The sequence below is a fragment of the Pedobacter psychrodurus genome (assembly GCF_004331735.1).
Taxonomy (GTDB): domain Bacteria; phylum Bacteroidota; class Bacteroidia; order Sphingobacteriales; family Sphingobacteriaceae; genus Pedobacter; species Pedobacter psychrodurus.
In genome coordinates, this window is sequence record NZ_SJSO01000003.1 from 107473 (window position 1) to 131023 (window position 23551).

At 40.1% G+C, this 23551-nt stretch carries 17 protein-coding genes and 1 tRNA gene; 8 read left to right on the forward strand and 10 right to left on the reverse strand.

Going from position 1 to position 23551, the window contains the following annotated elements:
* Positions 1 to 8: 8 nt before the first annotated feature.
* Both EZ456_RS04005 and EZ456_RS04010 read left to right on the forward strand, forming a co-directional pair.
* Positions 9 to 1481, forward strand: coding sequence for a RagB/SusD family nutrient uptake outer membrane protein (locus EZ456_RS04005; RefSeq protein WP_131527534.1), 1473 nt, complete (start codon positions 9 to 11; stop codon positions 1479 to 1481).
* A gap of 60 nt (positions 1482 to 1541) precedes the next feature.
* Positions 1542 to 4793 carry a family 78 glycoside hydrolase catalytic domain gene (locus tag EZ456_RS04010; protein WP_131527536.1) on the forward strand — a complete coding sequence of 1084 codons (3252 nt, stop codon included), beginning with the start codon at positions 1542 to 1544 and terminating at the stop codon, positions 4791 to 4793.
* A gap of 452 nt (positions 4794 to 5245) precedes the next feature.
* On the opposite strand, the gene EZ456_RS04015 is transcribed toward EZ456_RS04010, so the two are convergent.
* On the reverse strand, positions 5246 to 6763 hold the full coding sequence (locus tag EZ456_RS04015) for a glycoside hydrolase family 28 protein (RefSeq protein WP_131527538.1): 1518 nt from the start codon (positions 6761 to 6763) through the stop codon (positions 5246 to 5248).
* 137 nt (positions 6764 to 6900) lie between these two features.
* Complete coding sequence (locus EZ456_RS04020) at positions 6901 to 9486, reverse strand: glycoside hydrolase family 3 C-terminal domain-containing protein (protein WP_131527540.1); 2586 nt, start codon at positions 9484 to 9486, stop codon at positions 6901 to 6903.
* A gap of 335 nt (positions 9487 to 9821) precedes the next feature.
* On the opposite strand from EZ456_RS04020, the gene EZ456_RS04025 reads away from it, so the two are divergent.
* The 6 genes from EZ456_RS04025 to EZ456_RS04050 all read left to right on the forward strand — a co-directional run bounded on the left by EZ456_RS04025 (position 9822) and on the right by EZ456_RS04050 (position 16892).
* On the forward strand, positions 9822 to 10721 hold the full coding sequence (locus EZ456_RS04025) for a helix-turn-helix domain-containing protein (protein ID WP_131527542.1): 900 nt from the start codon (positions 9822 to 9824) through the stop codon (positions 10719 to 10721).
* A 281-nt stretch (positions 10722 to 11002) separates the two neighbouring features.
* The gene (locus EZ456_RS04030; protein WP_131527544.1) at positions 11003 to 12433 is read left to right on the forward strand and encodes an arabinose isomerase; all 1431 of its coding nucleotides are present in this window, start codon (positions 11003 to 11005) and stop codon (positions 12431 to 12433) included.
* A 127-nt stretch (positions 12434 to 12560) separates the two neighbouring features.
* Positions 12561 to 12770, forward strand: coding sequence for a LytTR family transcriptional regulator DNA-binding domain-containing protein (locus EZ456_RS25775; protein WP_131527546.1), 210 nt, complete (start codon positions 12561 to 12563; stop codon positions 12768 to 12770).
* 668 nt (positions 12771 to 13438) lie between these two features.
* Positions 13439 to 14749 (forward strand): tyrosine-type recombinase/integrase, encoded by a 1311-nt coding sequence (locus tag EZ456_RS04040; RefSeq protein WP_131527548.1) that lies wholly within the window; start codon positions 13439 to 13441, stop codon positions 14747 to 14749.
* Positions 14750 to 14962: 213 nt separating this feature from the next.
* Positions 14963 to 15036 (forward strand) — tRNA-Pro (locus EZ456_RS04045).
* Positions 15037 to 15440: 404 nt separating this feature from the next.
* Entirely contained in the window at positions 15441 to 16892 is a 1452-nt protein-coding gene (locus EZ456_RS04050; RefSeq protein WP_131527550.1) for a glycoside hydrolase family 28 protein, read from the forward strand.
* 692 nt (positions 16893 to 17584) lie between these two features.
* On the opposite strand, the gene EZ456_RS04055 is transcribed toward EZ456_RS04050, so the two are convergent.
* From EZ456_RS04055 to EZ456_RS04090, 8 genes are all read right to left on the reverse strand, one after another.
* On the reverse strand, positions 17585 to 18304 hold the full coding sequence (locus EZ456_RS04055; protein ID WP_131527552.1) for a LytR/AlgR family response regulator transcription factor: 720 nt from the start codon (positions 18302 to 18304) through the stop codon (positions 17585 to 17587).
* 283 nt (positions 18305 to 18587) lie between these two features.
* The gene (locus EZ456_RS04060; RefSeq protein WP_131527554.1) at positions 18588 to 19079 is read right to left on the reverse strand and encodes a hypothetical protein; all 492 of its coding nucleotides are present in this window, start codon (positions 19077 to 19079) and stop codon (positions 18588 to 18590) included.
* 10 nt (positions 19080 to 19089) lie between these two features.
* Positions 19090 to 19671 (reverse strand): hypothetical protein, encoded by a 582-nt coding sequence (locus tag EZ456_RS04065; RefSeq protein ID WP_131527557.1) that lies wholly within the window; start codon positions 19669 to 19671, stop codon positions 19090 to 19092.
* Positions 19672 to 19684: 13 nt separating this feature from the next.
* On the reverse strand, positions 19685 to 20623 hold the full coding sequence (locus tag EZ456_RS04070; RefSeq protein WP_131527559.1) for an NHL repeat-containing protein: 939 nt from the start codon (positions 20621 to 20623) through the stop codon (positions 19685 to 19687).
* A gap of 11 nt (positions 20624 to 20634) precedes the next feature.
* Positions 20635 to 21108, reverse strand: a complete 474-nt coding sequence (locus EZ456_RS04075) for a hypothetical protein (protein WP_131527560.1) — start codon at positions 21106 to 21108, stop codon at positions 20635 to 20637.
* 26 nt (positions 21109 to 21134) lie between these two features.
* Complete coding sequence (locus tag EZ456_RS04080) at positions 21135 to 21881, reverse strand: hypothetical protein (protein WP_131527562.1); 747 nt, start codon at positions 21879 to 21881, stop codon at positions 21135 to 21137.
* 46 nt (positions 21882 to 21927) lie between these two features.
* Positions 21928 to 22602, reverse strand: coding sequence for a hypothetical protein (locus EZ456_RS04085; RefSeq protein WP_131527564.1), 675 nt, complete (start codon positions 22600 to 22602; stop codon positions 21928 to 21930).
* Positions 22603 to 22664: 62 nt separating this feature from the next.
* Positions 22665 to 23414: a hypothetical protein gene (locus EZ456_RS04090; RefSeq protein WP_131527566.1), complete on the reverse strand. Its 750-nt coding sequence runs from the start codon at positions 23412 to 23414 to the stop codon at positions 22665 to 22667.
* Between the last annotated feature and the right edge of the window lie 137 nt (positions 23415 to 23551).

A 23551-nucleotide genomic window follows, 5' to 3' on the forward strand; every position in this document is an offset into this window, starting at 1 on the left:
TGACGATCATGAACAAGAATATATTCTGGGCTATTATCCTGATGGTTTCATTGGGAGCCTGCAAAAAGGGGTTTTTGGAAATTCCTGCAAAAACCGCATTAAGTACCCCCGTTTTCTTTAAAACAGAAAGCGATTTTCAACAGGCCATCAACGGTGCTTATGCTCCCCTTCGTGGTCTTTACGGAGGGCAGAACGGCGCATGGGCAATGGGAGAGCAGCGGTCTGACAACACAACCTATAAATATAATCCTAACGATAGGGGGAGCATTCAGTCCGAATATATTAAAGACTTTACCGATGATGCGAATAACCCGGTTTCGGCAAATAAATATTTTACCGATTATTCTATAATTGCAAGGGTAAACCAGGTTCTTGAACCGATTGATGGGATCGATTTTGGTGCTGCCTCAAAGAACAATATCAAAGGACAGGCCTACTTTTTAAGGGCATTTGCCTACTTCGACCTGGTTCAGTATTTCGGACAGGTGCCTTTGCACCTTAAACCTGCCAAAACGCTTGATGAGACTTCACTTCCTTTGAGTAGTGTTGAGAATGTGTATGCACAGATTATTGCAGATGCTAAACAGGCGGCTACTTTGTTGCCCAACAAGGCTAGCCAGGAGGCAGGACGGGCTACATCGGGTGCTGCAAAAACACTGCTTGGCAACGTTTATATGGTTTTAAAAAGATGGGCTGACGCTGAAGCAATACTCAAAGAGGTTACGGGTTATTCATTGGTGTCTGATTACAATAATGTTTTTAATCCTTCACAAAAAAACAATAGCGAATCGGTTTTCGAAATACAGTATAAAGAAGGAAATGAAGGGCTTTCCAGCAATTTCTTTTACACTTTTCTTATTCAACCTATTTCAGCGGCAGAAATAACAGCAATAACCGGGATACAAGAAGTTCCAAGAACCATACAGGGATTTAATCTTCCAACACCAGATATTATTGCCGCCTACGAGGCAAATGATAAGCGGAAGGATGCATCGATCGGTTACCTTACAGCAGGTGGGGTTAGTTATCCGTACATCAAAAAATATAGTCACCCACATGCGGTTACCAATAATACAAACGATAACTGGCCGGTATACCGCTACGCGGAAGTACTTTTGTTTTTGGCCGAAGCAGTAAATGAACAGAATAGGCCAGGTGATGCTTTAACCTATTTAAACATGGTCAGGGCAAATCCAAGGACGGGATTAACAGCTAGTTTAGCATCAGGACAAACCGCCGTTAGGGATGCGATACAGAATGAAAGAAGAGTGGAACTAGCTTTTGAAAACAAAAGATGGCCTGATCTGGTAAGAACAGGGAAGGCTGATGAGGTGATGAAGGCCTTTGGTATCCGGTTCAAGGCAAATCCACTGAATTACTACTTCCCGGCTGGTATTACACCATCGCCAGCATCGTATACCAATATCAGGTTGTTATTTCCGATCCCAGCATCTGAAGTTGCGTTAAATCCTTATTTTTAACTTATTTTAAAGGAAACATTAGCTAAGTGGTGTTTCCTTTAATTGTATTATCCCAATATTATGTTTCAATCCAAAAGATATTTTACCGTTTTTCTGTTGTTGCTGACCAATTCTTTTTGCTTTGCTTTTTCAGCACTAAAGCCAACAGATCTAAAGTGCGAACTATTCTATAATCCGCTAGGAGTAGATGTAGTTCACCCAGGCCTGAGCTATATCCTAACAGCTACAAATAGTCAAAGGGGATTAAAACAACTTGCTTATCAGATACTCGTTTCAGATGCAGAGCAGTTATTGAAGAACGATAAAGGTAATGCGTGGAATTCGGGTAAGATAGCATCTAGTCAGATGGCCTATATCAGTTATATGGGCCAGCCGTTAAAATCAGGTAAAAAATATTGGTGGAAAGTACGTGTATGGGATAATAAAGGAACAATTTCTGAATGGAGCGATGCCGCAACATTTACAATGGGACTATTGTCAGATAAAGATTGGGTTGCCAATTGGATCAGTGGAGCAGGAGCGGAAAAATTTTCGCTTAGCCCATTTGGGTATAGGGCCAAAAGTGCAGAAACGCAAAATGCAACCAAGTGGGTTCAGATCGATCTGAAAAAAAAATCACCTATTTCTTCCATCCGCATCACACCCATGTTTTTTGAAGACCGTGCAGGTTATGGTTTTCCTTTTAACTTTAAAGTAGAAATATCGGATGACGAAAGTTTTACAGAGGCCACTATGGTTGCTGATTATACTACCCTAAATTTCAATAATCCGGGGTGGAAACCAGTATCGTTCAATGTTAAAAATGCCACAGGAAGATTTGTAAGAATAACCGCAAATAAATTGTGGGGATGGAAAGGAAACTTTCAGTTTGCACTCAGGCAGATTGAAGTGTTATCAAACGGAAAAAATATCGCCTCCGAAAGGCTGGTACAATCACTTGATAGCAATGAAGCCAATGGATGGGACAAACAGAATTTAACTGATGAACCATTAGATAGGTCGGTTTTGCCCAATTATTCGTCTATGGCATTGAGAAAAGACTTTTCAATAAACAAGGGTTTAGTCCGTGCCGTAATTTTCATTAGCGGCATGTCTGAATTTGAACTTTCGGTTAATGGCAAAAAAGTTGGTGAAGATTTACTAACGCCGGGATGGACAGATTATAAAAAGACGATCTTATACAGTACTTACGACATTACGGATAAACTTAAATCTGGAAGCAATGCCATTGGGATTATTTTAGGGAATGGCATGTATAATATCCAACCGGATTCTATTCGCTATGTTAAATTCCTAAATTCTTACGGGCCCTTAAAAGCAATTGCACAGATCCGCTTAGAATACGCTGATGGTATAGTAAAAACAATTGGTACCGATAAAACATGGCAGGTTGCGCCTGGGCCAATTACCTATTCGAATATGTTTGGAGGCGAAGATTATAATGCCAACCTGGAACCTATCGGCTGGAATACGGCTGCATTCGAAACGAATAAGGATTGGAAAATGGCTGTAGTTTCTGCTGGCCCGGGAGGAAAATTAAAGGGACTATCTTTTGCTGCTCCTGCGGTAAAAGTTATTGAAACCAAATCGTCGGTTAAGGTTACTAAAATTAAAGATAACTTGTTTATTTACGATTTTGGGCAGAATGCTGCTATGATGCCAAAACTTGCTATTAGTGGAGAAAAAGGATCATTTGTTCGGATGATTCCGTCAGAATTATTGGGTGCAGATGGCCTAATCGACCGTAAATCAGCTACACAGGATGGTGCCAGGCCGGCATGGTGGCAATATACGCTTGCAGGAATAGGAGTAGAGCGCTGGCAACCTAAATTCTTTTATCAGGGCGCAAGATACGTTCAGGTAGAGCTTTTTGCAGCCAAATCTGGTGGGCAGTTGCCGAGGGTGGAGGCTTTGGAGGATTTGATTGTACACTCTTCATCCACGCCTGTGGGTAAATTTTCTACCTCAAACACACTTTTTAACCAAATTTACGAGTTGGTTCGGTGGGCACAGCGAAGTAATATGCAGAGCCTGATGACCGACTGCCCGCACCGCGAAAAGATGGGCTGGTTAGAAGAAAACCAGTTGAATGGTCCCTCGCTGAGGTACAACTTCGATATGTCTCCACTGTTCCGCAAAACGATGAGCGATATGGCAGATGCACAGCTGGCAAACGGATTTGTTCCGAATATCGCCCCGGAATATTTTATTGCCGGTTCTCCCGACCTCACTAACGGTTTTCGCAACTCTACAGAATGGGGAAGCTCGTTTATTATAGTTCCATGGCAGCAATATTTGTTTTCGGGCGATATTTCCCTGCTTGAAAGATACTATGAACGGATGAAGAAATATGTGGCCTTTTTATCCTCATCGGCTCAAAACAACATTATTGTTACTGGTCTTGGCGATTGGTATGATATCGGTCCGAAGCCTGCCTGGGGATCACAGCTCACTCCAGTATCCTTTACCGGAACTGCAATATATTATTACGATAATCTTATCATGTACAACATTGCCAAACAACTTGGTAAACAGTCAGATGCAGATATGTACCATAGATCCAGTGAACAGATCCGCAAATCATTTAACGATAAATTTTTTAATCCTACATCAGGATTGTATGCAACCGGTTCGAACACAACCAGTGCCTTACCATTATTCCTCAATATTGTTGAGCCCCAGAACAGACCTAAGCTGTTGAGTGCATTGGTAGATAGTATCAGGAAAAATAACAATAGTTTTAACTCTGGAGAAGTGGGATACCGCTTTTTACTGAGGGCACTGGCCGATGGCGGGCATTCAGATGTGGTGTTTGATATGAACAACCAGTCTGATAAACCGGGTTATGGCTACCAGATTAAAAAAGGGGCAACCAGTTTGACTGAAAAATGGGATGCCGGTGTTGGTGATTTTGGCTCTCAGAACCATTTCATGTCCGGACAGATCAATGAATGGTTTTTTAATGACCTGGTTGGTATCAGTCCTGATGAATCCGGTCCTGGTTTCCGAAAAATTATCATCAAGCCGTCAGTATTGCCAGACCTTAACTGGGTAAAAGGATCTTTCAAATCGATAAGCGGCGATATTACCTGTAGTTGGAAGAGAACAGATAATGGCCTTGAAATGGATGTTTCGATTCCGGTAAATACCTCGGCTACAATTTATATACCATCCGGCAAGACCAGCCTAGTGAAAGAAGGAGGGGTGCCTCTTGACAAAGCCGATGGTTTAAGTTTTTTAAGAGCTGAACCTGATAAATTAGTGTATAATGCCGAAGCAGGTAATTATCACTTCGTGATTAAGAAGAACTAGTAATTGGAACAATCAGCTGCAAATTTGTTGATAACGGGATATTTTGTTTCGTCTACCTATGAAACACGGTAATTAAATGAATGGTGGCAGCTTAACCTCTTAAATGACGATAAGCTGTTGCCATGATTTGACGCTGAACAATATAGCTGCTATTAGTGGGCGCTTGATGTGTAATGTGATTACTTTCCATATTCAAAGTCGTTTTTATCTTATCAACGGGTAAGCTTCAGAAATATCATCGATTACCAATCCGTTTGTTCTGGTATTCCCTGCAAATTGTGGAGATTTCCACCCACCACATTATAAAAAAAAAATCCTTTTTCACTAGTCTTATTAATCCTCACTCTGGGATAATGAATTTTCCCAGAAGTGGATGGCTCATGCTTAAACGCCATCAAAACCATAATCTTTAATTACAACTCTGAATTGCCTTAGGTGGCTATCAGATCATATTATGGGAGCTCTTTTACAGCGTCTTTAGTGTTAAATGGCAATTTGAGATTTTTGATCGAAACCTTTTCTGTTTTTTTTAGGATGATCTGGTGAGGGTTTTCTCCTTTTTCGATCTGTAACCCATCAATGTTGATCGAACTTACATCATCGAAAACCAAAGCATGCCTAAAATCGGATGTTTTGTATCCCAGTTTAATGTTCTTAAAAGATATGCCTTTGGCATGTCGAACATAAAATCCCCAGGCCGGCAGTTCGCCAAACATACTAAATTCAGGATACCCGGCTTCATTTTCCACTACGCTGTCCAGTTTATCCAGCGGGATATGGGCAACTTTTTCGGATGCGCCACCACCATATGTAATCTCAATATCTTCGAGGATTACGTTTTCAACGAAATGATTGGGAATACCTGTAATTGATGCTGGAAGTAAATTGTGCGGAGGTACTTTAGGAAGTGGTCCTTCTAATGGATAACCAGCGTCAGGTTTGGCATTTGGAATATCGGCTTTTAACTTGGCAATACGGATGTTTTTGATACTACTGTACTCACTGGTTTTGTTTCTATGTCCTAAACGGATAAAAATGGCATTTCCTGTGTATTTTGCAGTAACACCTTCGATATCTACGCCATCTATAAAACCACCATCAACGGCCTCTAGGGCAATTGCAGAGCGGTAAGTATTGTACACGGTGATATTGCGTACCTTGATGTTTTTAAAGCCGCCGTAAGAACCTGTACCCAGTTTAAAACCGCTGGCACTCGAGCGGATAATGCAATTGGCTACAAATATATTTTCGCAGATGCCCGGACTTCCTTCAGATTTTAAGCAGATGCCATCATCGGCAGCATCAATATTGCAATTGGTAATGCGCACGTTTTTACTGTTTACGATATCGATACCATCATTATTCCAATAGACTGTACTTTCTACTGTAACGCTATCGATATAAAGCCTGTTACAGTTGACAAAATCCTGAACCCAACCTGCACTGTTTTTCATGGTTACGTTTTTAATTGAAACATCCTCGCAGTTGGAAAAGGCAATCAGCCTGGGTCTGTTGCTTTCTGATGGGCGTTTAACCACCCAGGTTTCATCGGTTAATATGCCTTGATGCAAGAGTAGCAACAGGTTCTTTACTACTTCGGCACCACGGCCATTAATGGTTCCTTTGCCGGTAATTGCGATATTATGTTGTGCTTTTGCATAAATAAGGGCGCTTACACGCTGTTTCCCGTAGTCTAAACGGTTTACGGTTCCTAATAGTTCTGCGTCATCCGACAGGTAAAGTTCTACATTTGATTTAAGTTGAATAGGCCCGGTAACAAATTGCCCGGATGGGATAATTACACGGCCACCTGCTTTTGAGGCAGCATCAATAGTCTTTTGGATAGCTTTGCTGTTAGAAAATTGCAGACCTGATTTTGCGCCAAAATCGACAATGTTGAATGATTTGCTTTGAGCGCTAGCTTTAGAGAAAAACAACGATAAAATAAAAAGGTACGGAAGGATTTTCATGGTGATGCTGGAAATATATTTGTGTATTGATTTGCTTTTTGTATTAAGCTACGGTATTTTCTGTGGATTTGGATAATTGTAATTACCCGATTACCAAGTGTGTTAACCAAACATCGTTTTTCTTTCATGACCTGCTTTTACTGAGCCAAGCTGATCAGGGAATGCAAACGGATGTCTTTTGAGGAAGAACCAATATTGATCATAACCGTTCCTTTTTCTGGTAACCAGCTTTTTTGCTCAACCGACCAAAATGAGATATCTTCTTCATTAATTAAAAAATCAACTTTTACAGTTTTACCTCTGGCCACAAACACTTTTTTAAAGCTTTTCAACTGCTTAAGCGGTACAGGATGTTTTGAGTTAGGATAGCTTAAATAAAGCTGTACTACTTCTTCACCGTCCATTTTGCCTGTGTTTTCGATCTCAATATGAACCGATAGCTTTTTCTTCATGCCAGCCGATATTTTCTTCACCATTAAATTGCCATATTTGAATGTGGTATAACTAAGTCCATAACCAAACTCATAAAGCGGTTTTCCTGGATAATACATATAGGTTCTGCCTTCGCTTATTTCGTACCTGTCCATAGCCGGTACCTTTTCCAGACTTTCGTAATAGGTAAGTGGCAATTTTCCGGAAGGGTTATATTTTCCGAAAAGTACAGATGCAATGGCATTGCCTGCCTGTTCTCCTCCAAAGTACATATTTACAATGCCCGGGATCTTTTCTTTTATCCATCCGATGGTATGTTGGCTACCCGTTACCATTACCACAATCACATTTGGGTTTGCCTCATAAACAGCTTTTAACATCGCCATTTGATCTCCTGGAAGATCAAGGCTTTCTTTGTCGTGACCCTCACGTTCATTATATAGTCCGGTACCGATTACAGCAACCACCACATCACTTTTTTTTGCCGCTTCAACCTGTGCGGTGTATACACGTTCTTTTGAAAAAGGTGTGTGCCACCAAAAACGGCATACTGCATCGTTTCCGGTATCGTAATATTCAATTTTTACCGGATATTTTTTGCCAGCTTCTAGCTTTACCCTAAAACTATCAAGTATTTCACCCCTATCTTTCCAGCTGTCAATAACAATTTTACCATCAAACCAGGTGCGTGATCCATCGTCAGAACTTACTGCCAATGTGTATTCGCCACTTCTATCAGGCACCAGCCAGCCACTCCAGCGTATAGATTTCTTTCCTGCGGGGATAAATGGATCAGGCGGGTTTTCTTTGGTGCTAAAATTTACCTGTGCATCGATTCTTTTCTTAGGTATTCCCTCCAGAAATTTATTGTCAAAATATTCAGCATCAAGCCCATTTTGCCCACTCTGTGATAATAACTCAGCTGAAGGTATCATTTCTACATTGAACAAGTCGAGTTTAGTGGGTACATAGTTTATAGTTGTTCCACTTCCAACGATATTTTTTATGCCCTGTAATGGGGTAATTGGTGTGTTTAAAGGAACACCGCTATAGCCCCCAAAAACGTTGATGTCAGCATTATGTCCAACAACAGCTATCGATTTGATCTTGTCTGCCTGGAGCGGAAGTATGCGTTTGTCGTTTTTTAAAAGTACTATACTTTCTTTAGCAGCAGTTAGGGCCAACTGCTGATGTGCAGCGCTACCTATCACCGAAGGGCTGATCTTGTCGTAAGGACCATATCCTAACCTATCGAACAGTCCAAGGCGGAATCTTACCCGTAATACGTTTTTTACGGCATTGTTTATTTCCTCATCACTTACCAATTTTTTTTGCCATGCCAATTTTAAATAATCCCTGATTAAACTACATCCGGCTGCACATTCCATATCCATGCCAGCTTTTATTGCGGCTGCTGCTGCTTCTTCCAGCGAGCCGGTAAACTGATGTTTACTAAAGATATTGCAGGGTGCACCACAGTCACTCACAACAAAGCCATCAAATTTCCATTCTTTGCGCAATACGTCTGTTAAGAGCCACCTGCTTGCTGTTGATGGTATCCAGTTCACTTTATTATACGCAGACATGATGCTCTGTGCCCTGCCTTCAGTTATACTGCTTTGAAAAGCCGGAAGATAGTATTCTCTAAGCGTTTTTTCGGAGATAATGGCATTTGCAGCAAGACGGTTGTTTTCCTCGTTATTGGCTGCAAGGTGTTTTGGAGTGGCTACTACTTTTATGTGGTTAGGATCGCTGCCCTGCAGCCCTTTGATATAGGCTACTGCAGCGCGTGAGGTGAGATAGGGATCTTCACCATAAGTTTCTGCTGTCCGGCCCCACCTGGGATCTCGGGCCATATTAATTGTTGGAGACCATAAGGTGAGCAAATCACTAAATGGCGCAGTTTGTTTCCTGCCTTGCCCGAGTTCATTCCATTTGCCCCGGGCCTCGTCAGATATTGCAGTCGCGACCTGATTGATCAGAGTAGGGTTCCAGGACGCGGCCAGACCGATGGATTGTGGGAAAACCGTAAATTTTCCGGGGCGCATTACCCCATGCAGACCTTCATTGCCGTAATAGTATTTGGCTACTCCCAGACGTTCTACCGGTAAGGATGTTTCTGATAACATACCGATTTTTTCATCGATGGTCAGTCTTTTCATCAGGTCCTGCAACCTGGTTTCTACTGGCAAGTTAGTATGGTTAAATGGAAACGGACCCAATTGTTGTGCAATGCCTAGGAAAGGGGAGATGCTCAAAAAGATCAGTCCCAAAGAAAATTTGATTTTCATCTGAAAATAATAGTTTTATGGTGTTAGGGTGAATATAGTACTGGTTGGTAACGGCATAAAATTCTGCTGCAGATAAATCAGTCTTGCATTCATCTTTACTGAGTTATTTGGTTAAAATTAAACCTGGCGATTACACCTGGCCGATAAAGTTGTCATTTAAATGCCTCAGATAGTAATATTTGTGCTGAATTATTTACGTAAACGATTTAGTTGTTGCGACACTGTCTTGAAAGTTTGCATGTTTTGGGTTTTTTAATGCACTTTTTGATATTAATTATCAGAACTTGTTTGGTAACGGAGTGTTTTGCTTAAATTAGGTACTTGAACTAACCAATATGGACACTTTCCGAAAATATATAAATCCAGGTGCCGGAGAAGATGCTAATCAACCTGATTGGGGAATCTCGATATTAAATGTGGGCCATTATATCCATCCTGCTGGAAAAATATATCCAGATGCCGTACATCCGGATGAATACTTTTTCGATTATGCAAAAGGCCGGGTACTCTCCGAATACCAGTTGGTGTACATCGCATCGGGGACAGGTATTTTTGAAGCCGAATTTATCGGTCAGGTAAATGTACAGCCAGGAACCATTTTTTTTCTGTATCCAGGGATATGGCATCGGTTTAAACCGGATGAGGAAAATGGCTGGAGCGAATATTGGGTAGGTTTCGGTGGTAGTTATGCCAATCACCTGATGAAACAGGATTGTTTCAGCCCTGAACACCCCTTGATATATATGGGCTTTAATGCCGAATTTATCAATATTTTTATCCAGCTGATTGATACCATAAAATTTGATGGAATGGGAAGCAATCAGCTTGCCGGATGTTTAACGATTCAGCTTTTGGGACTGGTATATGCCTCAGCGCTTTTAAAATTGCAGTCCAGTAGCCGCAAATCTCAGATTATCAATAATATCAAATATAGCATCCATGAAAATTTGAACAGTGATATTTCGCCGGAAAAGCTTGCAGAAAAACATAATGTAAGTTATGCGTGGTTTAGGAAATCGTTTAAAGAAATTACAGGCCAGTCGCCCGGACAATACCAGCTGAACCTCAAAATCCAAAAAGCAGCCAAAATGCTGCTCGAAACTGATCTGGGCATTTGCGATATTGCCTATCAGAACGGCTTTGAATCTGAATATTATTTTTCCAGGCTCTTCAAATCTAAGATGAATCTTTCGCCATCTAGATATAGAAAGGAATTCCTGAGTAGGAAAGAATGAAGTTCTTCCTATTGATAAGTTTATAAGCGCAATAAAAATCAAAATATGAATCTCAATGATCAAAAAGTGTATTTCTTCATCACTGACCAAGCAGTAGATTTAGCAGAAAATAATTTGAAAGATTTTACCTGACCAAATAGATAAAAATAATAGGATTATTTAAGTTAAAAGCACCTACTATGAAATCGTTTCCGATTGCTTAACCATTGCAGGGAAAAGCGGTGTTGGTAAATTTCAAAGAGACATAAGCTGTCCATAAAAAAAATAGAAACTAAATAAAGATGCGCAAAAATTCATTGAAGATTGGTCTCTTCGGTATTGGCCTTGATACCTACTGGGAGCAGTTCGAAGGTTTGGAAGACAGATTAAAAAATTATCTTTCTACTATTGAAAAAAAAATTAACACATTTCATCCAGATGTGATCAATCTTGGTATTGTAGACAATATTGATAAGGCATTTGATGCAGGAGACCGTTTCAGGAGTGAAAACGTAGATCTTATATTTCTTTATGTGAGCACATATGCACTTTCATCAACAGTTCTGCCTGTGGTGCAAAAGGCTAAAGTTCCTGTTATTATTTTGAATGTATCGCCTGAAGCTGCTATAAACTATGAAACGTTTAACCAGATGGATGATCGTGTAAAAATGACAGGAGAGTGGCTGGCATTTTGCGCGGCCTGTCCGGTTCCCGAAATTGCAAACGTTTTTAACCGCACAGGAATTAAGTTTCACCAGGTTACAGGTATGCTCAATGGAGATGAAGAGTTTTGGGAGGAGGTATCAGCATGGGTTGAGGCTGCAAAGGTTAAAAATATCATGTCGTACAACCGCATGGGCTGTATGGGACATTATTACAGCGGTATGCTGGATATCTATACCGATATGACAAAACAATATGCATATTTTGGAGGGCATATTGAAATGCTTGAAGTGGAAGAACTTGCCTCGCTAAGAAAAACGGTTACAGAAAGTGAGGTTGCGGAAAGAATTGAGCATTTCAAGCTACAGTTCGATATGCAGGCCGATTGTTCTCTCGAAGACCTTCAAGAATCCTCAAGAACATCAGTTGCATTGGACCTACTTGCCGAAAAATATAAACTTGGATCATTTGCATACTATTACAAGGGAACGGGAAACAAAGAAAACGAAGATGCGATCAGCTCGATTATCTTAGGGAATTCGTTGCTCACGGCTCGCGGCATTCCAGTGGCAGGAGAATACGAAATAAAAAATGTTCAGGCGATGAAAATCATGGATAGCTTTGGAGTTGGGGGGTCTTTTACAGAGTATTATGCCATGGATTTCAAGGATGATATAGTTTTGATGGGGCATGATGGCCCTGGTCACATAGCTATTGCGGAAGGAAAAACAAAAGTGAAGCCGCTTAAGGTATACCATGGAAAAGTTGGCAGAGGCTTATCGGTAGAAATGTCTGTGAAGAATGGCCCCGTTACCTTATTGTCAGTGGCCGAGACTAATGACGGTAAGCTTATGCTTCTGGTAGCGGAGGGAGAATCGGTGGAGGGACCTATTCTGCAAATTGGAAATACCAATAGCCGCTACAGATTCAGTATTGGTGCCCGTAAGTTTGTGAACGCATGGAATCTTAACGGGCCGGCACATCATTGTGCAGTTGGGGTAGGTCACATTGCCGATAAGATCGAGAAACTCGGGGAACTATTGGATATGAAAGTTGTCAGGGTCTGCTGATCGTAAGCCCCTGGCCCTTTAAAATTAATGTAAAATCTATTAAGTTTTAAATGGCTTATAATAAAGCAGATTTGTGAAAGAGGTAATTTTTTGTAAATAAGAACATGGAGTACATCCGGTCTGATTAATGGAACTACAGTTATTAAATAAAAGATTTCTTAGAATCCACAGGTCTTTTTTAGCTGCTATCGATAGTGTAAATGCTTTTAATACAGTTACAATTGAAATTAATAACTACAAGCTTCCTATTGGCAGAAGCTATAGGAAAATTGTACATTCTGTTTTATCAAACCCGTATCCATCTCCAGAAACGGACTTGGCCTTGGTTACAATTTAGAGATCCAATATTTATACACTATTTGATCTTGTATCTTATCCTCTTCAGTCAAAATGCCCAACCTTTGAGCAGGAACCGGGGAGAATATCATTAAATAACATCGAAAGTGAAAACGGTGTGTAGGGAAAAGTGAGGTGGAGTTTCACAGGCTGCCAGTGTTTAGTAAGATGTAGCTTTAAAAGCTCAAAATTGTGTTAGCTATCCCCTGAAAAATCATTATGGATACTATAAGATAAACCAATTTCATTGATTCCGCTCCGCTGATTGCAAAGTCTCTGAAAAATACTGATTATTAGAATTAATCAATAATTTGTTTTTGGTTAAGAAGCGTCAATAGGTTGTGGTTTCTTTAGGGTAAAGTTAATATGTGTGAATAATAACGAGTTACGTAAAATAAAAAACGAGACAAACAGCATGAAAACTGATTTGTCTCGTTTAGTGCTCCCGACGAGATTCGAACTCATATCGATGGTACCGGAATTTTGGGTCTTTAATGTGAAAAAGATTGTATAAATTTATAATAATAGGCCTTAAAGCCATCTATAAGCCAATATTTTTCATTAAACTCAAAAATCTAAAATTTGATTTTTTTGAGTTCAACAGGCTTTTTTGATGAATTAAACAGCCCTGTTTTACAAATAATTTACAGTTTTTTTTATTACATTATTATGGCAACAATAAGTGCAGTGGTACTCAAACATCAGATGAAAAAAGATGGGACCTTCAATGTAAAGATTCGTCTAACACATAAAAGACAAACCCGCTACATTGACACCAAGCAATTTGTAGTTAGAAAACAATTAGACCAAAATTACAACATTAAAGACATGTTTGCCGCGAAGCCAATCTACGATACAGTTTTTAAATATCGTGAATCTTTAACAAATTTAAATGATAGGGTAGATTATTATACCTGTGAACAATTGTTAGAATATATTCAGGCGGATGGAGAGAAAGTCGAGTTCATCTCTTTCGGTAGAAAACATATTGAAAAGTTAAAGGCTGAGGGACGTAAGGGAACTGTAACAAATTTCAGAAGCGCGGTAAATCACCTAATTGATTATTTTGAAAGGGAAGAAGTTTTTATCGATGAGGTTACCTCGAAGATGTTGAAGGATTACGAGGCTTATTTAAGAAAGCCCCGGACCTTGAACCGTGTCCATCGTAATGGTACTAAATTTCAAATCAAAACTGTAGGCCTTTCTGATGCCGGAATAGCGGGTGCAATGCGCGATCTTCGAGGGCTTTTCAATGTAGCAAGAGATACCTATAACGATGAGGACCTGGGAATAATCAGGATTCCCCATTATCCTTTTAAAAAATATAAAATTAAGCCTGCTCCCGAAACGAGAAAAAGGAATATTGATATTGAAACAATCAAGAAAATCAGGGATTACAAGCCAAGGATTGAAGATGGTATTGAAGCGACAACAAGGGATCTGTTTATGCTTTCCTTTTATGCATGCGGCACTAATGCTGTTGATATTTTTCATTTTAGAAAAGAGAATATGTACAATGGTAGGCTCGAATACAATAGGATGAAGACTAAGTCTAAAAGGAGAGATAGAGCTTTTATAAGTATCAAAATAATTGATGAAATGAAACCCATTCTCGATAAATATGTCGGAAAACTTCATGAAAGATTTTCTTCTGCAACGGGCATGAATTCAGCACTTAGTCAAGGCTTTAACAAGATCTGCCGAGAACTTGAAATCCCAAGAATTTCATTTTATTGGGGAAGACACAGTTTTGCTACAATAGCCAGAAATAAATGTCGAAAAAGTAAAGATGATGTTGCTCTTGCATTAAACCATGTAGATGAAACCCGAAAGACTACTGATATTTATATCGAGAAGGATTGGGATATTCTGGATGAAGTTCAAAATGCGGTTATAAGTCTGTTAAGAGATAGTCCACTTGGATACAGACCATTTTCATCGAATTTAATTTCTGGATTAAGTCTCTCCACTTGCCGTTAGATGGAGTCTGGAGTCGTAAATATTTGATTTTTCTAACATTCTACTACCAAGTATTAAATGCTGCTGGACACCCTATTGTAGATATCTTGTTTATTGGAGAATCTCCAAATTAATTTATTGTAAAATGCAAAATGTACTGAATAAAGAAATTAAGCAGATGGTGCCATATCTGTTAAGTCTTGTAACAGTCGCTTAATTTTGGGATCGGTTAATCGAGATGTAGCGTAGCCAGGTATCGCGCCAGCATGGGGTGCTGGAGGGTGGAAGTTCCAATCTTCTCATCCTGACTAAACTGAAAAACGATGTTAGAATTATTATTCTACTTCGTAATTGAAGAATTTTATGGTAAATGCTTATTGGGTATCTTCAACCTGTAAAGGTTGGAATTGTCCTGGTCAACATCAGCATGGGGATAACAAATTTACTGAAGTATGTCTTATCGGCCTTTGCGTAAAGATAACCTCCGGACAGCATCACAGTAGTTTCTCCCAACAATATCATGAGGGGTGGAGTAAACGTTATCTGGCCCAGTTTTAATGCTCCAGTAGTATTGTAGAATAAAGGCAAATAACCTTGTCGCAAATTAAGTTCAAACCATTGCAAATTATGGTAAAGAATATCAGCTCACTAAAGAATAGATTTGCTTAAACCATTTATAAACCGCATACGATGACATTTGACCTGCCTTAACATGAAGAGAACAGTCCTGTATTTTGTCTTCTTATTATTTGTATCATCTTGCTACGCCCAGACTTATAATATCCGAGATTTTGGTGCTAATTCCGATAGTACCAAACTTAACACCAAATCGATACAGTTTGCAATTGATAAATGTAATAAAGATGGAGGTGGCGAAGTTCAGGTTCCAGCTGGGACCTACTTTACTGGAACAATCTTTCTGAAGTCCAATGTATATCTCCGGCTACTTCCTGGTGCAATATTGCAGGGGAGCTATCACGTAAGCGATTACCCTGAACATGACATTTCATCCAAAAAGAAGCATGCTACAATCACACACAATGGAATGTACGTGGCTTGGTTAAAAGCCTTGATTATTGCAGATAATTTGACGAACGCTGGCATCATTGGCGAAGGAACAATTAAAGGTGCTGGTGAAGGAAGGGCATTTCAATTAGGTGAAAACAAGAATGGTAAGCCGATGAATGTTCTTTTTATCGGCTGTAAAAATGTGGCGCTTAAAGGTGTACGCATTCTTAATTCTGCACAGATTACAGTCTCTATATCCGATTGTGAAGAGATGTCTATCGATGGACTCTACATCAATAGCTTTGTTAACTGGAATACTGATGGCATGGATATAGATGGTAGAAACATTACTGTAAGCAATTGCATCATTGATTCGGAAGATGACGCGCTATGTTTTAAAAGTGAGTATACGGACAAGCCATGTGAGAATATTACAACCAACAATTGTGTGTTAGCCTCTAATTGCAACGGTTTAAAGTTTGGCACAGGTTCGAGAGGTGGCTTCAAAAACATCACGGTTAGTAATATTGTAATCAAAAAGCCGTCTCGGGACCTCTTAAGAAAGTGGAATATCTTGCCAGGCATTGTTAAAAAAATCAATACGAATAGCGTAAATACCGGAATTGTGATTTTAGGAGTTGATGGCGGTATCGTGGAAAACATCAATATTTCCAATGTTGTGATGACTGATGTAATTAGCCCAATAATGATTAGGGTGAGCAAACGTTTTTTGAACGAAGATGGAAAGCCATCAATTATGCGCAATATCTCAATTCATGATGTGTTTGCCGAGTCGCAGAGCATTATTCCTTCAGTTATTGCTGGCTTGCCGGAAAGCGTTATTCAAGATATACGGATTTACAATGTTAGGCTAATGTTGCCCGGCGATGTCAATTCCACAAAAGACTTTCCTATACGGGTACCTGAAAACGACAGGGGTTATCCGGAAAACCGGATGTTTGGACTGAAGCTGCCTGCAAACAGTTTGTACGCGCGTCATGTAAATGGTTTGTATGTCACTAATGTTTCTATCACGACTCAAGCACAAGATATCCGCCCTGTGTTCGTTTTTGATAACGTAAAAGATGCCATTCTAGAAAATATCCGGTTTAATGGTAATACCATTAAAAACAAGAGTATAGGCGGTACGAAATAAGTACTCATTGTGGCGGATAACTAATTTTCCCTACAATTCACCCTAAAAGAACACTCAATACATGTCAAGTAAGGTTAATTTTGAAGCAAGTGTAACTCGGAGCTATGTACTTCTTACCTGCATTTTTACAGCAGCGTAAATGCGCAGACTAAATCCAATCAATTTTCGGTAATAACTGGAAAAATACCTAACGATACGCTTCAGGTGGCTGTTAAGGACTTGCAGCGTTACATTACTAGAACTGTTCCCAATGCAAAAGTAATATGCTAAAAATGCCTGCCACAGGTCAATTGAAAGCATTTGCCGTCAAGACTGAAATTTAACGGTGTAATCTGTTTTGCTAATAAGGCCATGTATATTTGGTCAGCGTTTGGTTGAATTAGACCTTAGAAAGTGATAATCTGCTGAAAGCCGGATGCAGATAGACTGAGCTTATTTTTGGTGACAGGCGTTTATGATTACAGGCCTTGCCATTAAAGTAAGAAGCTTTAGAACCTAGGCTCCATCCCTCGCTTTCAAAATTTTTTTGCTGTTATCTGGGTTAATAACGGAACATGCATCCATTTTGTGTGTTCAAACATCAAAGTGAAGGTTAAATTCCGCTTACCAATATTTGCTTCATAATTTTATATTGGTTATGTGATCGCTGTATGGGTTGGCCCGGACATTATAAATTGATAAAAGAAGATCACTTAGAATAGCTTTTGCAATAACATTTCTTTACGCTGTGGCGAAACTTCTACCTCTGCACCATCACTGAACTCTAAAGTGCCTCCGTCACCTTTGCGGTATTTAACCACATAACTCAGGTTTACAATTACCGAACGGTTAATGCGCATAAAAAAATCATCGTTCAATTGTGTTTCATATTCTTTTAGTGTTTTTGAAACGATGATTTTCTTGTTGTCGGTAAGCAGGAAAACACTATAGTTGCTCATGGCTTCTACCCTGATAATGGTTGTTTTATCGATAATATAAATTCCTTCGGCAGTGGGTAAGGCTAGTCTCGCATTTAGAACTTCAGATTTCTTGCTTGGTTGCCTCATTCTACCAGCAACGCGTTTACGCAAACGGATTATGGCGGTTTTTAGATCATCTTCATCTACGGGTTTCATGAGGTAATCCACAGCACTTAAACGAAGTGCTTCCAGCGTATAGCTATCGTAGGCGGTGGTGAAAATTACCTCAAAACTAAAACTTCCCAAGCGCTCTAAGAACTGGAATCCGTTGAGGCCGGGCATTTCCACATCAAGGAACAGCACATCCGGATCTAACGCAATAATTGCAGCCAGGGCTTTTGCAGGTTCATTAAAAACACCCACAACCTGAAGTTCATCTTCGAAAGATTGAAGTTTCTGTGAGAGTAGTTTACTTCCTCGGGTTTCATCGTCTAAAATAACTGCCTTTAACATAGGGAGATGTGTTAATGCTAAAATTCGGGTTTTAAATCCGGTTAGCCAAAATTATAATGAGATTTTCTCTGCCACCAGGCGGAGTGGTAATTTTATTTCATTTGCTATAAAGATTGCGTTACCAATAATAATCTGTACAGACTATTCAATTGGAAAATTGGCTTCGCAACGACGACCTCTTACCGACAATCATCAAACTCTTTATTCTTTTTAAAAACTGACTTTTAACGATCTTCCTAAAGAAATCTTCATAGCGTAGAAAGACAGTGCTTTACGCCATTGCTCAATTCACCTGAGTACGCTTGTATGGCCTGAAATTTTTCAGGTAAAGGTACACCTCAGTACCAAAATCGCTTTCAGAACACATAATGGTTTGTTTTACTACCTCATTCTCTTTGCCAAAAACGGTTTTCCATGTGTTTTTACCTGGCTGGCTTGTGACCATACTATTTGCTGTTAAATCTATCGCTCCTGCTTTAACAAAACGGATCTCAATCATAAAATATTTAATTAGGCCATTAGTCTTGCGGTCTAAAAATAATAATCCAGCCCGATAATTAACAGGTTGTTTTAATGCAGCTAGCCAATTACCTGGTCCCTTTTCCCAACCACCATCATCATGTAAGGTAGCTGGCTGTGGAAAAGATATCTTAATTTTTTCTATGTCAGTCTGGCTTGTGGGTAGCTGTGTTTTTACCGGCACCTGTGAGCGGATCTGTGCACTACTGCCCAGGTATGTAAAGCCTAATAGGGCAAGGATGAGCATCTTTTTCATAACCCGCCGTTTAGAATGTATATTTTACGCCAATCCCACCATTTTCGGCACTGAAACCTCCGCCACTATTAAAAGTGAATACAGGCTGCCAATCGGCACTAATGGCGATGGGAATACTTTTAAGCTTATATTCCAGTCCTAAAACACCTAAAGCACCGATGGTAGTAGCTGGATCAACTAAATCATCATCGAACGAAAAATATTCGAAATGACCACCACCACCAACATACCATTTCAAGTTTGGTGCCCCATTAATAGGCTGGTGGTATTCGTACGCTACACTCACGCCAATCTGGGTGCCCAGGCCGTTAAAACCCCTGTAGGTAAATATGCCCTCTAAGGCGTGCTTTTCTTTTAAAAAGTGCTTTGCGGTGAGCGATATACCATATAGAAATTTTACCCCTACAGCAGTTTTGTAGTTGTTGGATGTGCTATAACTAATTGGTTTGGTGCTCGCTTTGGCTACCGCTGTTGTTTTTGCAGCTGGTTTGGTAACTGTTTTTGCTGCCGGTTTTTTTACCGGTGTTTTTTTTGTCTGTGCACTGATATTTATTGCTAAAGCACATAAAATGATGGTGAAGATCGTTTTCATGATTAATGTAGGATTAAGGTTGATAGAATAATATTTTGTTCTGGTTATAATGCGCTGCCAGGAGTCCGTAGCCTGTTGTTGTTTTTACGAAGGCTAAACCATAAATATCACCCGTGCCTGAGAGGGTTTTGGTACAGCCGCTGTAAGTAACTTCAGATGTTTGGATCTGGTTACTGTTTAAAAGCGTAATACGTTTGTTGCCCGGTGAGGCACCTGCAACAATATTTCCATAAGTTGCCACATCAACCAGTTTTGGTAAACTTACCACCACACTTTTACCAAGGCCGCCTGCTGCTGTTAATCCATATTTGTAAAGGCGATCGCTGCTGTAGCCGGTAAGGTACAGGGTGTCGTTAGCAATGGCCAGTCCCTTCGGACTTCCGAATACGCCAGCCACAACACTCATGGAACTGCTGTTTAAAGGGTCATTAAAACGTAGTAACCGATCCTTACCATCATCTGCAAGATATAGACGGTTTTTGCTGTCAAAAGCAATTCCCCGGGGATTAACAAAACCCTCCTGGATAACACGTAAGTACTGATAGGTTTTTACTCCATTGACCGTAGCCATTTTATAAATTACGATCCGTGCATTTTGCTCGGTTTCTGTAATGTACAGGTTTTCGTTATTGTCGAAAGCGATTGCTTCGGCACCCACACTTTGAAAGCTTTGGGCAGGTGCTTTCTTTGCCAGCAGATCACTGTAGCTGTTCCAGACTTTGGTTATTCCGGTAGAGCCATAAGGTTGTTTATACTCTGTAATGGCTACTTTCCCACTTGCAGATACGGCAAGGCCGCATGGATTTGACACATCAACAGAGGCAGTTAATTGCAGATCCGGGATGCCGCAGGTATCGGTGGGTCCACTTTTATCCTTCTTTTTGCAGGACATAATTGCTCCTGCCGCTAGCAGCAGGAACATTAGGAGAACGAATGATTTCAGGTTTTTCATGATTGATCTGATTAGATTTTTTTCAGTTCACCGGTATAATTTCCTTTTAACGGGCCTTTTGCGGTAGTAGCATTGAATGTAATGTTGTACTTATCTCCATCTTTGGAAATTACCACACTGCCGCCATTAATCTCGTCAGTGACATTGTTTATGGTTACCGCGCCTCCGGCAAAATTTGTGGCGGTGTTGTAAGGCGCCCCGTTTTTATAGGTGAATGAACCGATCGGAATTACATAGTTACCAAGATTTTTAAAACGGATCTGAACCGAGTTAAATTCTGGCGTAAGGAAATAAAGCCACGCGCCATCGCCATTTCCGCCCCTATAATCTCCGGAGTTGATGTTGTTGCTGCTGTTCTGGTAGTCAAATTTTCCGGCTATTGTTCCTGCTCCTTCGCCTTCTTCTTTATCTTTTTTGCATGAAGAAAGGGTAAAGAAAACGCCCAATATGATGAGCATTTTCATGATGGTTTTAAAGTTTTTCATTTTATTCGTTTTTTTAAGTGGATGAATTATTGTTTATTGGCCTGATAGGTAATGTTGTTCCGTTCTATAACCATAAGAGGACTATTGATATTTTTCCAGCTGGGTACCATGGCACCGATGAAATCGCTGTTGGCTTTAAAACTGCCGGCGGCCAGGGCATAATAGGGTACAGATACTTCGGGAGTAACAGCCATGATCGGCAAGACCTGGTTAATTGGAGGTGGATAATATTTTGTTCCGATCTGTCTTTCTTTGATGTCCCAGTCAATTGTTTTCGTACCTGTAAACCTGAAAAGTAGAGCCCCTGCCTTAAAATCGGCGTTTTCATAATTTTGAGCAGTATTGGTGTTTGCCAGGACAGCGAATTCAAAACCTTGGGCGGTATTGCCCTTATCAGTGTACTGGTAAGATTTTAGTGTCAACTGCCCTGATGCACTCTTTTCCAGCGCAAAACGGTAGGTGTAGGTTCCTGTTCCGTCTAGATCAAAAGTCAGCGTATTTTCGGCAACATCTGCAGTCATACTTCTTAAGTAGCCCTGGCGGTGCAGGTTAACTTTCAGCCCAGTCCCCTCCTGCGTGAAGGTCATTACTGCCAACTTCTGGTCGCCGGTTTTACGTGCTGCAACGATGTAATAAGGTAAAAGATCCGCTGTGCTTACTTTTTGGATGTTTTCAGGATTGTTTGGATCGTCAGGATCATTCGTGCCTTTTTTGCAGGCAGCGAAAAGCGCCATCAGTATCAGGACGCTTAGCATAAGTTTTAATGTTTTCATGTTTTTTTAATTAAGGTTTGATAATTTTCTATTATAGAGTGTTTAACTATTGATCTTTAGTAAATGCCGCGAAGAAAAAATTTGCTGGCGGATTTACACCGAAGTTGTACCTGCTAACCATCAGTTTGCCATTGAGGGCCAGAAAATACCTGGCTATACCATTCTCTGTAGCAATGGCCATTACATTTTTAATGGCTGTATAAGTATAAGTGGTAGCGGAAATGTGCACTGTTTCCTGATATTGGCTATCGGTGAACTTGTAGGAGAAAAACATCGAAGAACCGTTTTCTCTGCTCATCATGATGCCGCTATACCAATTACCCGTAAATTGATTGGTGCCCGGTATTTTATAAAGGTTGCTGCTCAGGTAATATTGTTGTAAGCCTTCAGCTTTGCTGATGTTTTCGTCGGCTATGGTAAAAACCCAATTGCTGGCACCTCCATAATTAACCGTAATTTTATTATTTTCGAAGGTATAATTCACCGCGATATTGCTCACCGCGCCCCAATCGTAAATTTTAGCCTGGCCATTTTCTTCAAAAGTAACCAGATAGGGATGTTCGAAATTTTTATTCCCGATAGTTCGGAGGTAAGTTCCAGAAATAAAATACTGTTTAATGTCAATAGTAGCTTTAGGTTCTTCCTTTTTAATTTTTTCCTTTTTGCAGGCGCTAAAAGTGAGTAACAGAATTGCGGTAGTGAGGTAGGTTAAGTTTTTCATGAGATCAGATTTAATTTTTCTATGCAATGTTTTAATCTGGAATTGACTGTTATTGGTTCTACTTAATTCAGCCAAACCACCATCTTATTATACATTTTATCAGTCCAGTCTCCACCACAGTGTGTACTGCAACCGTTATCTGTTATGCCTTCACTTTTGGCTTTAATTGGCGAATTTGCCGGGATTTGGTCGTAAAGGCTTTTTCCGTAATACTCTCCTTCATTGTTGCCACTGCAATTAATAGCGAAAATTGGAACCTTAAAATTCTGTGCATTCCAGGCGCCGCTACCCCCACACGCGGCCAGTACGCCTTTGCAATAACTAAGTGTGTTATTTGCTGATATGTCACTGAAGAGCATATATGAGGCGAAAGAATAGCCCCCAACCACAGCCTTTGTTTTGCTAATGTTGTATTTACCTGCTATAGCTACAATACATTTATCATAATCTTCTCCGATCATTTTTGCACTGGTATTCCAGGTCTCGGAGTTGGTATTGCCAGGGGTTCTACGGTATTTAACAATGGCTGCGGCATAACCGTTAGTGGCTGCTTTTTCGCAGATGGCCGTTTCTGCTGCACCGTCTAAGCTGCCTTCGTTAGGATTGTTTTCATCGTTGCCGCTGCCCATCACCAAAATGCCTTTAAAAGTTGTGGCATCTTTGTTGGTAAAGATTTTATAGGTAATGCCGTTTACAGTTTCAATGGTTTCTTTCAGATCGCCTTTAATTACTTCCTGAGTTTGATCAGTGTTTTTTTTGCAGGCGATAGCAAGTATAATGCAACAGGCAATCGCGATGGTTAAATTTTTCATGGTTGTATTTTTTGGATGATGTAATATTTATTTCCTTTTTGCTGATACAAGTTTAGCTAGTCCGTAAAAGGTATTTTTTCACAATGATTGGAGAAGAAGGATGGATGAGTGAACAGGTAGATGGGCTGAGGGAATGC

Bases quoted from the DNA above. Each gene is read 5' to 3' on its own strand.
- EZ456_RS04005 (WP_131527534.1), top strand. From the start codon at position 9: ATGAACAAGAATATATTCTGGGCTATTATCCTGATGGTTTCATTGGGA.
- EZ456_RS04010 (WP_131527536.1), top strand. From the start codon at position 1,542: ATGTTTCAATCCAAAAGATATTTTACCGTTTTTCTGTTGTTGCTGACC.
- EZ456_RS04015 (WP_131527538.1), bottom strand. From the start codon at position 6,763: ATGAAAATCCTTCCGTACCTTTTTATTTTATCGTTGTTTTTCTCTAAA.
- EZ456_RS04020 (WP_131527540.1), bottom strand. From the start codon at position 9,486: ATGAAAATCAAATTTTCTTTGGGACTGATCTTTTTGAGCATCTCCCCT.
- EZ456_RS04025 (WP_131527542.1), top strand. From the start codon at position 9,822: ATGGACACTTTCCGAAAATATATAAATCCAGGTGCCGGAGAAGATGCT.
- EZ456_RS04030 (WP_131527544.1), top strand. From the start codon at position 11,003: ATGCGCAAAAATTCATTGAAGATTGGTCTCTTCGGTATTGGCCTTGAT.
- EZ456_RS25775 (WP_131527546.1), top strand. From the start codon at position 12,561: ATGGAACTACAGTTATTAAATAAAAGATTTCTTAGAATCCACAGGTCT.
- EZ456_RS04040 (WP_131527548.1), top strand. From the start codon at position 13,439: ATGGCAACAATAAGTGCAGTGGTACTCAAACATCAGATGAAAAAAGAT.
- EZ456_RS04050 (WP_131527550.1), top strand. From the start codon at position 15,441: ATGAAGAGAACAGTCCTGTATTTTGTCTTCTTATTATTTGTATCATCT.
- EZ456_RS04055 (WP_131527552.1), bottom strand. From the start codon at position 18,304: ATGTTAAAGGCAGTTATTTTAGACGATGAAACCCGAGGAAGTAAACTA.
- EZ456_RS04060 (WP_131527554.1), bottom strand. From the start codon at position 19,079: ATGAAAAAGATGCTCATCCTTGCCCTATTAGGCTTTACATACCTGGGC.
- EZ456_RS04065 (WP_131527557.1), bottom strand. From the start codon at position 19,671: ATGAAAACGATCTTCACCATCATTTTATGTGCTTTAGCAATAAATATC.
- EZ456_RS04070 (WP_131527559.1), bottom strand. From the start codon at position 20,623: ATGAAAAACCTGAAATCATTCGTTCTCCTAATGTTCCTGCTGCTAGCG.
- EZ456_RS04075 (WP_131527560.1), bottom strand. From the start codon at position 21,108: ATGAAAAACTTTAAAACCATCATGAAAATGCTCATCATATTGGGCGTT.
- EZ456_RS04080 (WP_131527562.1), bottom strand. From the start codon at position 21,881: ATGAAAACATTAAAACTTATGCTAAGCGTCCTGATACTGATGGCGCTT.
- EZ456_RS04085 (WP_131527564.1), bottom strand. From the start codon at position 22,602: ATGAAAAACTTAACCTACCTCACTACCGCAATTCTGTTACTCACTTTT.
- EZ456_RS04090 (WP_131527566.1), bottom strand. From the start codon at position 23,414: ATGAAAAATTTAACCATCGCGATTGCCTGTTGCATTATACTTGCTATC.